Genomic DNA, 15,708 nt, shown 5'->3' on the forward strand with positions numbered 1-15,708 from the left:
TCCGAAAGAAGTTAAAACGCTTGAAGGACATTTTGAAGTTGTTTTTTCTTCTTAAACTTCTTTATGATTAGCTTTTTTGGGTCTATTCATGCATGGCAATCTTATATAAAAAATAGTCAAATGAATCACGTATAAAAGTGTGGATTCTTAAGTGGATTCTTATAAAATAATTACAAACAAACTATTGACTTTATTGTATTTTTGTTTATAATGTCCTTCAACAAGTGTTTCGGATTTTTGCTTTTTATATACGCTTTATTAACCAACAATTTCTATCTCAGAAAACCAAAAGGCGATTTCTGTTTTTGCCGTTTCAGCACTATCGGATCCATGGACAGAATTTTCGCCAATCGATAAAGCATGAACCTTACGAATTGTCCCTTCTTCTGCATCACTAGGATTCGTAGCCCCCATTACTTCACGGTTTTTAGCTATTGCATTTTCGCCTTCCAAAACTTGTACAACGGTTGGACCAGAAGACATGAATTCAACCAATTCACTAAAAAAAGGGCGTTCTTTATGAATAGCATAAAATTTTTCAGCCTCAGGTTTGCTCATCCAAACACGTTTAGACGCAATAACACGTAGCTCCGCATCCTCAAGCATTTTAGTAATTGCGCCAGTCAAATTACGACGGGTTGCATCTGGTTTAATCATCGAAAAAGTACGCTCTAAAGCCATTTACTCACCTTTATTTCATTTATAACATTCTCTGACTGTTTCTATAGCGAGCAAGGAGCCCTTTGCCAAGTGACTCTGCAAAAATCTACACAAATTCTCAAAATATAGAATGAATTATAAAGAAAACTTTAATAAAAATACCTGCAATCGCTCATCCCATCATAAAGATGCGCTACCGACTCTCAATAAATATTGAACCTTCTTTCATAATCTTAAATGCTTCCCATCAAAATTATCATTTAAGCAATAAAAAGTCATAAGAAAAAACTCACATGCAAAAAATATATCTTTTTGAAAGCCTTCTTCTTTAAAGAGGACGAACCTAGACACTTGGTTTGAAAATCCTTCTACACACATTGAGATCAATTAAAAAATAACCATATACTTAGAAACTATAGCGTACACCTATAATTCCCTGAAGGGACTGTTTTGTTTTACGCCCTTTAATATAATGGGCCTCACCATATAACTTTAACTTCTCACTCACTAAACTGCTTAAACCTATTCCTAATTTACCTGCATTCCCTGATAAGTCCGTGGTAAAGGAATGCCGTTGATTAATTAACGTTTGATTGTCATCTTTATTCTCACGCAACCATGCTGCTGTAATATACGCAAGCGATGAGGAATCCATGTGAGAACCAAATTCATATCCTAAAGATAAGCCAACCTCACTGCGTAATGAAGTGAATGGACGCATGTCACCTGTCATGTCATTCGATAACTTGATTTCTTTACCCTCAACTTGCAACCATGTAAATTGTCCATAAGGCTGAAGCCAACTGTTCTTTGACGTCTGAAGTCGATAACCTGCTTCAAAGGAGGTGCCCACCGCCCATTGCCTATAACTTCCTTCAATCCCTAAACCATTCGTTGAAACTGCCTTTAGAGTATTTTGATAATGATTGTATTTTAAAATACCATCGAGATACCATCCACTATGATCCAAATAAGTGACATAAGCGCCAATACCATAAGTATTGATACCACTGATACCCCCCCGTGCATGCGCAACACGGACACGATCATAACTGCCAAAACCACCTATATAAAACTCTCCACTTTCCCACTCGCTTAAACCATTGATCCCTAAAACAATACCTGTCTGATCTAACTTAAAATCTATATGCTCTGTCGCAATACTCTCTTTAGATTTAATCGCATAGGTCCATAAAGCTGCATTCTTTTTACTTTTATCTAGAATCCCTCTTCCCGCACGCACTGTTTGCATTTCGTTGTGAAACACCATCGCTGGAGCTACAGACATAGACAATACCGCATCTGTAGAGGGCGTGGTCAAAAAGTGAGAAACTGAAAGCGTCTCACTCAATTGTGGAGAAGGTTGTTCTTTATGAACTGGACGCAAAATCATTTGATCGGCTAAAGATTGTGAAGATTCTGAAACAACAGCCTGTTGCTCTTCATCAGAAAAATGAAGAGGACTCGCTAGAGGAAACACCAGACGATTCTGATTTTCTTGAGAGGGAGATACAGAAACACTAGAGACATTCTGCGCTTCTCTTAAATGACGTGGAGGACGTGGTTTAGCTGGTTGTTTTTTAGTAGGTTTACGAGAACCGGTATTTTTTCCTCTAGAAGAAGCACTTTGATCAAACAATGCAAGAGGAATCTTCGTTTTCTTGTTTACACACTGTGTTTCAGTACTCGAACGTGTCGTACCTTCAGAGGCAGAACTTAAATACCAAATTGTAGAATAACCACTAGAATCAGCACATCTTTCTCTCTTTCGTAAAACATACTGATAGGCTCCACCATCAACAGCTGTAATATAATTACCTGAAAGATCTTCCAGAGTAAAATTAGCGCCTCCTAATTTATCAGTAACTAAATTAATCTCTGTAGCCCAACCATTTTTCTGAGAGATAGGACCTGTAATTTCACGACCAGAATCTGCAACGCTTATTTTGTGATTACCCGAACCTTCATCAATCGACAAGTAATCACTTGCATCCCCCGTAGCACTAATATTGAATCGAAAATGCAAACTTCCTGAAAGTTTCTCAACGTGAAGTGAAATATGTTGTGGATCATACGGTATAGAAGTAAAAATAATAGTCCCATCCTGCCCCCCTAAATCTTCAATTTCAATCTGAGGTTTTTCTCCTATATTCCGTTCACCAACCTCAAATATTGTTTCTTCAACTCTGTCCTTTATAGGAATTTTTTTCTTAGTCGTATGATTTGTCCTATCACCAGCGAATAAATAAAGTTCTCCGTGATCATTGACCATTACTTCTCCAACGACATCTTTTATACCAACATGGAACCACGACTTAGCAGAGTTGTTAACAGTCAGACCATCCACAAACCCTTCAGGATATACAACTTGAATAGCATGATCTTTCAAATTAGTAGCAAAAGATTCTCCTAACGCTAAGACGTGCTGTCTCCCATTTCCAGAGACCTCAGCATACATTGATTTTCCCCCCTCTTTTCTTTCTCCTGCATAAAGGTTTTGTTCTCCGTTATCTACCACTTTCGTATTCCAAACCCACGCTCCATCATACACATTCTGCTGTCCCACTGCTCCACTGCCACCAGAAACTGTGGATTTATATGCACTACTTTTTCTCTCCACGCTTATAAGATCAAGACCTTTTTCTTCATGAATAAACTGCTTACCTCCAAGGATTTTAGCATCTATTGCATTTCCTCCACGCGTAACTATTTGCATCCCTCCTTTTTCAATAGTGGATCCCATGGAAGTTTTTCCATTTTCAACAATTTCAACACCACCACCTTCGATCTTAACATTATTGTTGAAAAGGGTTGTAATCAGTGCTGAACCTTTTGGTACCTTCCCTCCACTTTCCACATTTTCTAATCTTTTTAACTCTTCATTCCTGTTTTCAACTGCACTTGCAACTTGTACAAAACAACTACTGATCATCAATACTGAAAAACCCAACTTATGTTTATACTGCATTATCGACACTCCACTCTCAATTATTTAGAAAAATATCCCACGGCTACGTAGGTAACTCGCCTTAGATTGTATCGTAATGTGTTTTATTTATGTTTAAAAACACTTTTTAAGTGTATTTTTTAATATAAACAACTTTAAGTTGTGTATCTATGAGCTACTAGAAAATTCTAACTTACGGCTGAAAATCTTAATAAAATTCAAATTGTTTACTTGAGTTCAAGGAACAATTTTCAATATTTGAAGTTAGATGAACAAAATGCTCGTGCCTAACGAGGTCACGTCCTTCACGAAACACAAAACGCCTTTGAATTGTACATTCACGCGCTTGTTTTAAAGAGACATCTCTCAACGCACCCGAACCCATTTCGCGACGTCATCCCATGAATGGTATACCGGTAAAGCCATTGCGTCCCCAATCTTTACGCTTATGAAGAAGCGAGCCGATATCATCATACACTTTGCCATCCTAATGTTATGATAGCCCTTGACACTAGAGAAGATTCATAAGAAACATTTTTACTCTTTTCTTATATAGTTTTTATCCACATGTTCATCCCGCTTGTGATGTGCTAGGCGAATAATTTTGATTGATTCAACATAAACAGATTTGGAATGAGAGAATCCTATGATACTCGGGACTCTCATTCAACATGCATAGAAATGAATTATTATTATAAATTCAGTATGTTGCCTTTAAAAAAGAGAGTATAAAGACATTCCTACTATTTGAGAAAGTCCCTATACTCTCGAAAAGACATAGCCGAGCGTTATCTGTTTAAGCTTGCAAAACAATTACATTTGTAAAATTAATCAGCCGTGTACACACATATTTAGAAACTATAGCGTAATCCTAAAATACCTTGAAGAGCATTCTTAATCTTATGTCCTTTTAGATAATGCGCTTCCGCATAAAGTGTTAGTTTATCATTGACCGTACCGTTTAAACCAATTCCCAATTTACCCGCACTGCCTGATAAATCTGTAATAAATTTATACTGCTTATTAATTGTCGTATAATTATTATTTATATTCTCACGCAACCAAGCTGCCATAATGTAAGCTGTTAATGAAGTTTCTGAATTCACAAAAAATTCATGTCCTGCAGTCAATCCAACTTCACTGCGGAATGAATTTAATGGGCTTAGATCACCTATCATTTCATTGGAAAGTTTTATTCTTTTACCTTCAACCTGCAAACCTGTTAGCTTGATATAAGGCTGCATCCAAGTATTCTGTGCCGGTTCAAAATAACAGCCAATCTCAAATGATCCACCTATCGCCCACTGATTGTAATGACTTTGAATAGCTAAACCATTCGTTGATATGGCTTTTAAATTATCTCGGTAATAATTATATTTCAAAACACCATCCATATACCATCCACGATGATCAAAATAAGTTGCGTAAGTTCCAATGCTATAAGAGCTCAAATCACTATCACCACCTCGTGCATGAGAAACACGTGCTTGATCATAACTCCCAAAACCACCAACATACAACTCTCCATGCCTTAATTCACTCAACTGATCAGCACCAAAGACTAAACCTGTCTGCCCAAGCTTAAAGTGTGTATGGCCTGTCGCAACACGTTCTCTGCTCTTAATCCCATAAGTCCATAGTTCGATATCTTTCTTATTTCTGTCCCAAATTTTTCTACCATTCCGTACAACTTGCAACTCATTATTAAAAATAAGTCCAGGGACTACGGACAACGTTAACACTGCATCTGTAGAGGGGGTTGTTGATGTTTCACCAGGAAAAAAAGGATCTGTCGGATCTGGCATAGAAGGCTCTGGTCCACTGAGGCGGTCTGCCGATAAAAACCAAACTTTCCCATTTTCATCCTTTCTTTCTTTCAAATCATACATATAAGTTCCACCATCAATGGCGTTAATTTTTTCACCCTTAAGATCTGTCAGCGTAAAATGCGCACCACCACTTTGATCCGTAATTAAATCACGCTTATTTGAAAAAGGATCCGTGATTTCAACTCCAGAATCAGAAACACTTATTGTATGTTTCCCAGCGCCTTTCTCAACCAAGAGATAATCACCACGGTTATGGGCAATCGTAGTATTGAACGCGAAATGTAAATTTCCTGAAAGATTATTCACATGAAGCTGAGAATAATATGGATCAGAACCTGTAAACGAAAAAATAACACTCCCTTCACCACTTAATTTTTGTATCAAAGAACTTTTTCCATCAAACTCATCAGTAACAGAGTACAGTTTTGTATCTTTTCCATTTAAAATAATATCTTCTACTGTGGTGCGTTGTTGATCATTCCCAGCATAAAGATGGATCTGCCCAGAATGGTTTACCTGTGTCTTGCCTTCTAATGTTGCTCCAGCATGCACCCATGATTTTGTTTGATCATTCATTGTTAGATTCTTTACAGATCCATCAGTATATATTTCCTGAATAGCACTCTCATTTAAAGTGACTCCAATAGCCTGACCGCCTTTTAAGATACGTTGTTTACCACCACCAAAAACTTCTGTGTCAAATGCAAAACCACCATTTTTTGCACTTTGAGACTTTTTTCCAACCTCTTGGACACCCCCTCGCATAACTTTCGTATTCCAAACTTTTCCGCCATCATATACTTTTTGTTGGCCTAGTGTTTCATCTTGACCATAAATGACAGTATGAGAAGCACTACTCCCTTTAATCTCTCCTCCAATATCCCCCTCGCCGAAAACAAGCTGCTCACCACCATAAATTTTAGTCCCTTCTACTTTTCCTCCATTTCCAACACTTTGGTGTCCGCCTTCTTCAACAACAGCATTTTTCGAAAAACCTTGTTTTCCCTTCAAAGCCTGAACATTTTCAATTCCACCATGTTCAATTTTACTATTCTCACTGAGTCCTCCTGCATACACATAAAGCTCTGCACCATTCCTTACAGTGTTATTAATGGATCGCCCTGGACTATCAATCTCACCATCATTTGAAATGTATGCTTTACCTTCATTATCAAGGATATAATTTTCTAAAATTGCCCCATCTTTAATGGAGATAAGTTCAGGCTTTTTAAGAAACGCAGTATTTTGTTCTTGTGCATTATATCCAGCATTGTCACGATGACTACTGTCAAGTTCCTGTTGACTCGCAAACACTCTAGCCCCCTTATCCATGATAAAATCGCTAGGCTTTTTCAAAAAGTCTAATTCATTGCGCGTTCTTACCATGGCATCATTAGAGGCTCCAAGTATGCATCTGCCTGTTTTCATATCCTCATTGTATTGATCTTGAAATACTTTATCATTTTCATAACTTGAAGATTGACAAAAAAGTGCTGTTCCCCCCTCATTTGCAGCAGCAGCTTGCACAAAAAAGCTGCTCAACATGAGTATCCAACAATGTCGTTTCCATTTATATTGTAGAGCCATATCCTCCCCCCTTCACGCCTGCATAGACACTAAACGTAATTAGCTCTACAAAATATATTTTCAACCTTAGATTGCAACAATCCTTCTTAAAAATCCTCCTTATCTCATAAAAAAACGTTATTTATAGTTTTTAAATACTTTTTTGATCAAGAATATAAGAGCGCTCTTATAGTGCTTCTTTAGCATTTTCTCGGAGTTTTCTTATCAAAGATAAAAAGTAATGCATAATCAAGTATATAAGGGTATACAGTTTATCATGAACAACGAAGCTGCGTGCTCTGAAAAATTGTTCTCTGAACCTTTAATTAAAGACCTTTAAAAACAATCATATATTTAAAGATAACTAAAAAATAACCATATACTTAGAAACTATAGCGTACACCTATAATTCCCTGAAGGGACTGTTTTGTTTTACGCCCTTTAATATAATGGGCCTCACCATATAACTTTAACTTCTCACTCACTAAACTGCTTAAACCTATTCCTAATTTACCTGCATTCCCTGATAAGTCCGTGGTAAAGGAATGCCGTTGATTAATTAACGTTTGATTGTCATCTTTATTCTCACGCAACCATGCTGCTGTAATATACGCAAGCGATGAGGAATCCATGTGAGAACCAAATTCATATCCTAAAGATAAGCCAACCTCACTGCGTAATGAAGTGAATGGACGCATGTCACCTGTCATGTCATTCGATAACTTGATTTCTTTACCCTCAACTTGCAACCATGTAAATTGTCCATAAGGCTGAAGCCAACTGTTCTTTGACGTCTGAAGTCGATAACCTGCTTCAAAGGAGGTGCCCACCGCCCATTGCCTATAACTTCCTTCAATCCCTAAACCATTCGTTGAAACTGCCTTTAGAGTATTTTGATAATGATTGTATTTTAAAATACCATCGAGATACCATCCACTATGATCCAAATAAGTGACATAAGCGCCAATACCATAAGTATTGATACCACTGATACCCCCCCGTGCATGCGCAACACGGACACGATCATAACTGCCAAAACCACCTATATAAAACTCTCCACTTTCCCACTCGCTTAAACCATTGATCCCTAAAACAATACCTGTCTGATCTAACTTAAAATCTATATGCTCTGTCGCAATACTCTCTTTAGATTTAATCGCATAGGTCCATAAAGCTGCATTCTTTTTACTTTTATCTAGAATCCCTCTTCCCGCACGCACTGTTTGCATTTCGTTGTGAAACACCATCGCTGGAGCTACAGACATAGACAATACCGCATCTGTAGAGGGCGTGGTCAAAAAGTGAGAAACTGAAAGCGTCTCACTCAATTGTGGAGAAGGCTGTTCTTTATGAACTGGACGCACAATCATCTGATCGGCTAAAGAGTGAGAAGATTCTGAAATAGCAGTTTGTTGCTCTTCAGCAGAAAGAGGATGAGAACTCGCTGGACCTGAGACTTCAATAACGTGACTTCCAAGAGAGGAAACAGTTGGAGAGACAGAAACCTGAGATTTTTGCCTTAAGTTTTGGCGGTTCTCTCTTCGACGTGGCAATTTAATAGCATGTGCTTGTGGTGCTGCAATCGTTGAAAGAGAAGAAACTGATTGATTTTGATTTAAATGCCGCACAGATCTGCTTCTACTACGTGGTAAACTGTTGAGAAATGAAACATTATCAATAAATACTGCAGATAAATACCAAACTTTTTCACCCCCATCCTCATCAATTCTCTGTTTTAAACCATACGTATAGGTTCCGCCATCAATAGTTTTAACATTTGCACCAGAAAAGCTTCTCAAGGTAAAATGTGCGCCACCACTTTGATCAACAATTAAATCAAGTTCTGTTGAAGAAGGATCAACAATTTCAATACCGGAATCTAAAATACTTATTGTGTGAGAACCACGGCCATTTTTGATAAAGAGATAATCACCTTTTTCTTCTGCAAGGCTAACATTAAAGTTAAAATGTAGACTCCCTGCTAGATTATCAATGTAAAGCTGAGAGTAATATAAATCATCTTCAAAAGAGGTAAAAATGACTTTTCCTACACCGCTTAACTGCTGAATGCGTGTACTTTTGTCGTCAAACCCACGAGCAACGGAGTATAATTGAGCGTCTTCTCCATTTAATTCAATGTTTTCTACTATAGTTTGTTGACCATCGTCTCCAGCATCAAGATGGAGCCCACCAAAATCCTGAACTTTTATTTCTCCTCCTAATATTGCACTAGGAGAAATCCATGAATTAGCATTACCTTCAATCGTTAGATTCTTTACAATTCCACCTGCATAGACTTCTTGAACACCACCAGTGCGTAAAATGACTGTATTTGCTTCACCTCCTGCTAAAACACGCTGCACACCCTCTGAAAAGATTTCAGCATTTACAGCTAAACCGCCGGCTTTTTCTGCAAAGTTATCATCATTAGGAAACCACTTAGCAAGAGTTTGTACTCCTCCACTCATCACTTTTGTTCCCACAGCCATCCCATCATCATATACATTCTGCTGTCCCAGCGTATCACCTTGACCATAAAGTGTCGTGTTATAAGCACTGCTCCCCACAATTCCACCATTTACATAACCATTTCCGAAAACAAGCTGCTCCCCACCATAAATTTCAGCTCTCAATGCGGTTCCTCCTCCCTCCACTCTTTGTTTTCCACCCTCGTAAATAATCGTAGATTCTGAGATCCCCTGTTCCCCTACAATCTCAGTACCACCATTTTCAATGGTTGTATTTTTACTGAAACCACCAGCTTCAACATAAAGTCTTCCTGATCCCTGAATTGTATTATTAATAGACTTCTTAAGAACACCTTGCTCTCCATCATCAGAGACATAAACTACGTTATCGTCACCGAGCAAAGAGCTTTGTAGAATTTCTCCTCCTTCCCCAATGCTGTAATGAATTACATCAGAGATACTAAAATCTTTTGACGATGTCATATTTTCTTCTTTTTCAGGAAGCTTATCTATAGGCGACTCCACATGAGGTGAAGGAATTACAGGAGCAGAAGTTATTTGTGATGTAGCCAAAGACCAAGTCTTTCCCCCATTATCATCTTTTGTCTTTAAGCCATACATGTAGGCTCCACCATCAATCGTACTCGTCTCTTCACCAGAAAAATCTGTCAGAGTAAAATGCGCATTTCCGCTTTGAACATGAATTAAATCAAGCTCCAAAACTAAATTCTGATCTTGTAGAGAAGAATTGGTCATTTCAACACCAGAATCGATAACACTTATGGTGTGATTACCTGATCCTTGTTTTATCAGAAGATAATCACCGCGCTGTTCTGCAAAATTAGTATGCAACCTAAAATGTAAACTCCCTGAAAGATCATTGATCTCAAGTTTGGAGTAATGTGGATTAAACACGGTAGAAGTAAAAATAACACGACCATTCCCACTCAGATTTTCAATCAAAGAACTTTCGCCATCTATATTAGAAGCAATAGAATACAATTTTGTATCTCTGCCATTTAAGACAATTTTTTCTACTTCAGTACGAGACTGCTCTGCACCAGCATAAAGATAAATCCGTCCAGAATCATTAACCGTTGTCTTTCCTTCCAATGTTGCGCCACCATGTAACCACGATTGTGCTTGATCCTTAACGGTTAAATCTTTTACATAACCTCCTAAATCTATTACCTGAAAAGCAGTCCCTTGTAAAAGAACGCCAATCGCGATTCCCCCCGCTAAAACATGTTGCTCTCCACCAGAAAAGACCTTCGTATCAAATGCAAAACTGCTATAATCGTTTAGATCCTCTTCTCCATAAAGATTTTGTATCCCTCCTTCCATGATCTTTGTGTTAAAAACCTCTCCATCATCGTACACATTCTGATATCCTCGCACTCCATTTTTACCAGAAACGATAGTGTCATAGGCACTGCTTCTTACCATCTCACCTTTGATATCAGACTTTCCTGAAACAAACTGCTCACCACCGTAAATTTTAACCCCTTCAGCTTTTCCCCCATCTTCAACCTTTTGTTGCCCACCTTTATGAACAATAGTATCCTGTGAAAGACCCTGTGTTTTAATAAGCTCAGTGCCACCTCTTTGAATTGTCGTATACAAGCTAAAACCACCGCTATAAACGGAAAGCTTTCCACCATCTTTAACTGTATTACTAATTGAAGTTTCTCCAGTGCTATCAACTTCCTTGCTACTCGTGTCAAAGCTAGGATCTGCAATAGAAACAGTTGTTCCTTGATCAATTGTGAGTTCTGTAAGTAAATCACTTGATGAACCAGTATATGGTTTCAATACACTATCAAAAACTTGAGAAGTTGTCTCATCAATGGTGTGGTTTGCATCTAAGTACCAAATTTTACCAGTACCCTTATTGTTTCTATGTTTCAAACTGTACCGATAGGTTCCGGCATCAATAGCTCTGATTTTTTCACCAAAAGTGTTTGTCAGAGTAAAATGGGCATTTCCGCTGCGATCAGTAATTAATTTAAGCTTTTTGTAAGAAGAATTTGTAATTTCACTCCCAGAATCAGCCACACTTATTGTGTGAGAACCAGAGCCCCTTTTTTTAATCACAAGATAATCACTAAGCTGCTTGGCAAAATTGACATTAAAATCGAAATGTAAAGAACCTGAAAGATCATCAATATTAAGTTGAGAATAGAGCTTATTCGTCCCTAAAGACGTAAAAATAACTCTACCACTTCCTTTTAAATTCTTAACATTAATCTCAGGTTTTTTGCCGTTATCTTCAGACGCAATAATGTATAGTTTGCTATCTTCTCCATTTAAATTAAGATTTTCTACTTCCGTAACAGCTTCACCATTCCCAGCATAAAGATAAAGACTACCAAAATCATGAACATTTGTATTTTCACCTAATATCGCACCAGCAAAACCCCATGACCTTGCTTGATGATTAATAGTTAGATTATCCGCATATCCAGAATCATATATATTCTGAATAGCTCTATCGTATAAAGTAACTTCACTCGCATTCCCTCCCGCAAAGATATTCTGCATACCATTTTTAAAAAGTTCGCTACTCAGTGCAAAAGCCCCCTCATTAATTGTAAAATCTTCATCTTCTGTATCGGCTGTATCAGCATCTTCTGAGAAGCCGTTATGAAAATTCTCTTCACCATCAAGATTCTGGACACCGCCTCTCATAATCTTTGTGTCAACAGCCATCCCCCCACTATAGACACTTTGTATTCCTAGTATTCCATCTTCAGCATAAATTTCGGTGTTATAAGCACTACTTGCCTTATCTTTACGCAACAAACCAGATCCAAGACTTCCCTTACCAAAAATAATCTGCTCGCCACCATAAATTTTAGCACCTTCTGCATTTGCACCACTCTCAACAATTTGTTTACCACCTTTTTTAACAGTGGCATATTCTGAAATGCTTAAGTTTTGGACAAACTCAATCCCACCATGCTCAATTGTCGTATCCCTGCTAACACTTGCTGCATCAATGTAAAGTTTTCCACCCTCCTGAACCGTATTATTGATAGAATATCCAGCGTCTTCATAATTAAAGCTATTTACTTTTTTACCAGAGTCCTCAGAATCACGGTCAGTAATATAAACGGCAATATCATCATAAATTATTGAATTTGTGAGTACTTCAAAGAATAGGTTTTCTAATCTCTTCCTCCCCTCTTCTGAAGGATTACTTCCTTCTGCTCTCTGTTTATTCTCTATCCTTTTTGATCCCCCCTTTTTTTCTTTTAATCCCCTTACTTCCGATAACAACTTTCTTGTCTCTTCTAGATGTTCACTGATACTTACTGGTGTTAATAACTTTTCTCTTGGTGTAGCTACTCCATCTGCACTCGCAATCTTGACAAAAAAACCACTGGTCATTAATGCATAAAAACTTAATTTCATTTTGCGGTGCATTATTCACACTCCATAATTTCAAATTTAAATTCCCCCATTTAGAAAAAAGTGCATAGACAAAAACAACACAACATAATTGCTCAACCTCATGTCTTTTAAGATAGCAAATCATTCGATGGATTAAGCTCTGATAGACGAAATATACACCTTGTGTTTTAAAATGTATGCACAACTAAAAGATTTAATTTACTTTAGATACACTTTAAAAGTGTTGCAATTACATGCATGAAAAATATTTTTAATATTTTGAAACACTAAATACTGATCTACGAATAAGATTGATCCCTTAATAGATAAAAATGGCATTAAACTTTAAAGGAAACAGCAATGTGAATGAGAGCTGCGTTTATAGCCACCTATTACCATCTTCTACAGCATTTAAAGCAGCGTCTTTATTTTATTCATTTTGGATAATATATAGAACACTTATTCATACTCATCAGTCCATAATCATTGTTCTAATATATAACGAAGTGTCATAATATTGACTCGACACTGATTTGAAATTTCTATAGTTATAGTCAGTTAACTCGTTATTTGATTTGTCATATACTGAAAGGGACATTCTATTCATGTCTATAAACTCAGAAATGAAAGCTACAAGCAACAGAAACTCCCCTCGTCGAATTTTATTTGCAAGCCTTATTGGACCAACAATTGAATTCTTCGATTTCTATGTCTTTGGCACTGCCGCAGCTCTTATATTTCCTCATGTGTTTTTTCCAACACAAAATGATCAGACTGCCATTTTACAATCTTTCCTAATATTTGGAGCAGCCTTTTTTGCCCGCCCTTTTGGATCAGTTGTTTTTGGACATTTTGGGGATAAAATTGGAAGAAAAGCAACACTTATTGCTTCTCTTCTCACAATGGGTCTTTCAACAGTCATTATTGGTTTTCTTCCTACTTATGAAATAGCAGGGTGGTTTGCCCCTTTCCTCTTAACCTTGTGCCGTATTGGACAGGGAATGGGATTAGGAGGAGAATGGGGAGGCGCTGTTTTACTCGCAACAGAAAATGCCCCTCCAGAAAAGCGCGGCTGGTATGCGATGTTCCCCCAATTAGGCGTTTCAATAGGTTTGTTTTTATCTATTGCTGTTTATTTAGCTCTGTTGCATTTCCTTGATCGTGCGGAACTTTTAGCTTGGGGATGGCGTATTCCTTTTATTGCTTCAGTTGTTTTTATGATTATAGGATTATGGGTCCGTCTTTCAATTAATGAAACTGTTCAATTCAAAAAAACTCTTGAAAGTAAAGAACATGTCAAAGTTCCTATCATAGATGTCTTTTTAAAATGTCCACGAATCCTATTTCTTGGAGTATTTTCTGGTATGGCAACTTTTGTTTTGTTTTACTTGGTTACTACATATTTGTTAAGCTATTCAACAAACCATCTGCAATTGCCATTTCATCAAGCTCTTCAAATCGAAATTGTCGGTGCTATTTTTTGTGGGATTTTTACTGTCATCACTGGAAAACTCGCTGACCGTATTAGACGTAGAACTTTGATGATTTGGATTACGATCATCACCGGTATTTATTCTTTCGCAATTCCTTATTTCTTAAATTCTGGAGTTATAGGAGTCCTTGCAATGTCTGTCATCGGTTTGTCTCTCATGGGAATGATATACAGTCCTCTTGGTGCTGTTTTGGCTTCACCATACCCAACAGCAATTCGATATACCGGTTCTTCTATCACTTTCAATTTATCTGCTATCATAGGAGCATCTCTCGCGCCTTATATTGCAGAATATCTGGTGCAACATTTCGATACATCTTATATCGGTTATTATTTGCTTCTTGCTTCTTTTATTTCACTGATTTGCTTCGTCGGATTTACAGATGATGAAATATCCAACTAAAATATAATAACGAAGAATAAAATAAGGACTGGCGGCAAAAATGCTGCCAGTTTTGTTTTTAAAGACAGGGGTTGAGGTATTTTCCACCACAATATTCCCGCAAACAATGCACTCAAAAAGAAAAATAAAAAATCTGCAATATTACTCATATAAGCAACAGCAAACATTTTTGATAAGATATGCGTTGTCCCCAACCACGACACGCAAAAGAAGGACAACATCACAGCCCATAAAATAAGCAAAATTCGATCAATAATCATCATCATGGCGTTTCGTTTTTTTAATTATAGGCCATATCTTTAGCATGCCTAAAAGAAAAATCACAATAAAAACCCAACGCCCTCCCCCTGAACCTTCCGTAATAAAAAGTGCTGGATTTACTATTCCCAGCAATCCTATAAAAATCAGAGCAATAGATACGAGACGCATTAAACCTGTTTTTCCCAGCGACGATCTTCAGTCTGTTGCCAATACGTTAAATTATGATTTTCCATTTTATATTTTTTCCACTGTGCACGAACGAGATTCAACTGCTCTTCACTTCTACCATCAAATATCACGACAAGCCGTTGATAAGCATCAATATCCGAACAAACAGCTCCCTCTATGAGAAAACGAACCTTTGAATCATTCGGATTTTCTTGTCCTGTCGTCAGAAATACAGGCTGAAAGTTTGAATATTGATCACACTCCGTTCCATGTCCAATAAATGATTCATCAGCATAAACCCATAAATGTATATCTATAGAATCGCGTTGTTCTTTACTCACACATTGTATTGTTACTTTACCAAAACGAGCCAATGCACGCTCCACAAGCGTCGGCAAAATATCCTTCAGCGTTGACTGCGTCAAATGATAGAATAAAATATCCAATCTCTTAAGCCTTCATCATTCTTTATAAAAAAGCTAACATCTTTTTAAAAAAACTTCTATATCTCTAATACAAAG

Annotated in this window: 8 protein-coding genes and 1 pseudogene; 1 reads left to right on the plus strand and 8 read right to left on the minus strand. The window is 37.3% G+C overall.

Translation table 11 applies throughout. The annotated features are described in order from the left end of the window. Positions 1-258: 258 nt before the first annotated feature. The 5 genes and pseudogenes from ndk to bafA (ACFILA_RS01225) all read right to left on the minus strand — a co-directional run bounded on the left by ndk (position 259) and on the right by bafA (ACFILA_RS01225) (position 12,896). The gene (ndk, locus tag ACFILA_RS01205; RefSeq protein WP_375660508.1) at positions 259-681 is read right to left on the minus strand and encodes a nucleoside-diphosphate kinase; all 423 of its coding nucleotides are present in this window, start codon (positions 679-681) and stop codon (positions 259-261) included. A 385-nt stretch (positions 682-1,066) separates the two neighbouring features. Continuing rightward, positions 1,067-3,628: a BafA family autotransporter gene (bafA, locus tag ACFILA_RS01210; RefSeq protein ID WP_375660509.1), complete on the minus strand. Its 2,562-nt coding sequence runs from the start codon at positions 3,626-3,628 to the stop codon at positions 1,067-1,069. A 256-nt stretch (positions 3,629-3,884) separates the two neighbouring features. Beyond that, positions 3,885-4,119, minus strand: a pseudogene (locus tag ACFILA_RS01215) (integrase arm-type DNA-binding domain-containing protein); the annotation flags it as partial. A 339-nt stretch (positions 4,120-4,458) separates the two neighbouring features. Continuing rightward, positions 4,459-7,023 (minus strand): BafA family autotransporter, encoded by a 2,565-nt coding sequence (gene bafA / locus ACFILA_RS01220; protein WP_375660510.1) that lies wholly within the window; start codon positions 7,021-7,023, stop codon positions 4,459-4,461. Positions 7,024-7,385: 362 nt separating this feature from the next. Next, a complete protein-coding gene (gene bafA, locus ACFILA_RS01225; protein ID WP_375660511.1) occupies positions 7,386-12,896 on the minus strand; it encodes a BafA family autotransporter in 5,511 nt (1,836 codons plus the stop codon). A 572-nt stretch (positions 12,897-13,468) separates the two neighbouring features. On the opposite strand from bafA (ACFILA_RS01225), the gene ACFILA_RS01230 reads away from it, so the two are divergent. Continuing rightward, complete coding sequence (locus tag ACFILA_RS01230; protein WP_273791063.1) at positions 13,469-14,758, plus strand: MFS transporter; 1,290 nt, start codon at positions 13,469-13,471, stop codon at positions 14,756-14,758. Here ACFILA_RS01230 and ACFILA_RS01235 read toward each other — a convergent pair. The 3 genes from ACFILA_RS01235 to ACFILA_RS01245 are packed head-to-tail and all read right to left on the minus strand — an operon-like array spanning position 14,755 to position 15,633. Then, positions 14,755-15,018, minus strand: a complete 264-nt coding sequence (locus ACFILA_RS01235; RefSeq protein ID WP_273791119.1) for a hypothetical protein — start codon at positions 15,016-15,018, stop codon at positions 14,755-14,757. The two genes, ACFILA_RS01230 and ACFILA_RS01235, sit on opposite strands and share 4 nt — an antisense overlap. Next, the gene (locus ACFILA_RS01240) at positions 15,008-15,187 is read right to left on the minus strand and encodes a hypothetical protein (RefSeq protein ID WP_375630745.1); all 180 of its coding nucleotides are present in this window, start codon (positions 15,185-15,187) and stop codon (positions 15,008-15,010) included. The genes ACFILA_RS01235 and ACFILA_RS01240 overlap by 11 nt, the downstream gene beginning before the upstream one ends. Next, the gene (locus ACFILA_RS01245; protein ID WP_273791065.1) at positions 15,187-15,633 is read right to left on the minus strand and encodes a DNA polymerase III subunit chi; all 447 of its coding nucleotides are present in this window, start codon (positions 15,631-15,633) and stop codon (positions 15,187-15,189) included. Before ACFILA_RS01245 ends, ACFILA_RS01240 begins: the two co-directional genes overlap by 1 nt. Positions 15,634-15,708 lie beyond the last annotated feature (75 nt).

Origin of the sequence: Bartonella sp. CL71SXKL (assembly GCF_042194935.1) — a bacterium.
Lineage (GTDB): Bacteria > Pseudomonadota > Alphaproteobacteria > Rhizobiales > Rhizobiaceae > Bartonella.

Bases quoted from the DNA above. Each gene is read 5' to 3' on its own strand.
- ndk (WP_375660508.1), bottom strand. From the start codon at position 681: ATGGCTTTAGAGCGTACTTTTTCGATGATTAAACCAGATGCAACCCGT.
- bafA (WP_375660509.1), bottom strand. From the start codon at position 3,628: ATGCAGTATAAACATAAGTTGGGTTTTTCAGTATTGATGATCAGTAGT.
- bafA (WP_375660510.1), bottom strand. From the start codon at position 7,023: ATGGCTCTACAATATAAATGGAAACGACATTGTTGGATACTCATGTTG.
- bafA (WP_375660511.1), bottom strand. From the start codon at position 12,896: ATGCACCGCAAAATGAAATTAAGTTTTTATGCATTAATGACCAGTGGT.
- ACFILA_RS01230 (WP_273791063.1), top strand. From the start codon at position 13,469: ATGTCTATAAACTCAGAAATGAAAGCTACAAGCAACAGAAACTCCCCT.
- ACFILA_RS01235 (WP_273791119.1), bottom strand. From the start codon at position 15,018: ATGATTATTGATCGAATTTTGCTTATTTTATGGGCTGTGATGTTGTCC.
- ACFILA_RS01240 (WP_375630745.1), bottom strand. From the start codon at position 15,187: ATGCGTCTCGTATCTATTGCTCTGATTTTTATAGGATTGCTGGGAATA.